The 876-nt window shown below is 55.3% G+C and carries 2 protein-coding genes; both read left to right on the top strand.

Features of this window, described 5'->3' with window-relative positions:
• Positions 1 to 26 precede the first annotated feature (26 nt).
• On the top strand, positions 27 to 416 hold the full coding sequence (locus NS334_RS17460) for a PTS transporter subunit IIC (RefSeq protein ID WP_275044707.1): 390 nt from the start codon (positions 27 to 29) through the stop codon (positions 414 to 416).
• Positions 417 to 428: 12 nt separating this feature from the next.
• On the top strand, positions 429 to 734 hold the full coding sequence (ulaB, locus tag NS334_RS17465; protein WP_058757041.1) for a PTS ascorbate transporter subunit IIB: 306 nt from the start codon (positions 429 to 431) through the stop codon (positions 732 to 734).
• Positions 735 to 876: the final 142 nt, after the last annotated feature.

The following is an 876-nucleotide window of genomic DNA, read 5'->3' on the forward strand; positions in this document are numbered from 1 at the left end:
GCTTTATGTAGGGCACCATCGGCCAGCTGATTGCGGTCGGCATGCTGGTGGGCTGTGGCTCCTCAATCCTGATTATCCCTGGCTTTATCCCGATGTTCTTCTCCAACGCCACTATTGGCGTGTTTGCTAACAACTCCGGCGGATGGCGCGCAGCGCTCAAGATCTGCCTGGTGATGGGCATGGTTGAAATCTTCGGGTGCGTCTGGGCGGTCAAGCTCACTGGCATGAGCGCCTGGATGGGCATGGCGGACTGGTCAATTCTGGCGCCGCAGAAGATGCAGGGCTTTACGCCCGTCGGGCTGGTCTTTATGGCCGTCATCATTTTGATTGCCCTGGCTTATATGTTCTTCGCTGGCCGTTCGCTGCGGGCTGAAGAAGATGCAGAAAAACAAACAGCAGAAGTGTCTGCTCATTAAGGAGTTTCGATTATGACCGTACGTATCCTGGCTGTGTGTGGCAATGGGCAAGGTAGCTCCATGATCATGAAGATGAAAGTGGACCAGTTTTTAACCCAGTCAAACATTGACCACACGGTGAACAGCTGCGCAGTGGGTGAATACAAAAGTGAACTGAACGGCGCGGACAGCAGCATCGCCTCAACGCACATGCCCGGCGAGATTAGCGGGTCGGGAAACAAATACGCGGTAGGCGTACGCAACATGCTGTCGCCGGCGGATTTCGGACCAAAGCCGCAGGAAGTGATCAAAGAACACTTCCCACAAGACGTGAAGTAAGGATGCCACATGAAACCACGTGATTCGCTGGCAGAGAATAACGCCGACCTTTTACAGGCCGAAGCCAGCACCTGGGAGGCGGCGGTGGAGCTGGGCGTGGACCTGCTGGTTAAGGCGGACGTTGGCGAGCCGAATAATAACC

Origin of the sequence: Sphingomonas endophytica (assembly GCF_001476895.1) — a bacterium.
In the GTDB taxonomy this organism is placed as follows: Bacteria; Pseudomonadota; Alphaproteobacteria; order Sphingomonadales; family Sphingomonadaceae; genus Sphingomonas; species Sphingomonas endophytica_A.

Bases quoted from the DNA above. Each gene is read 5' to 3' on its own strand.
- ulaB (WP_058757041.1), top strand. From the start codon at position 429: ATGACCGTACGTATCCTGGCTGTGTGTGGCAATGGGCAAGGTAGCTCC.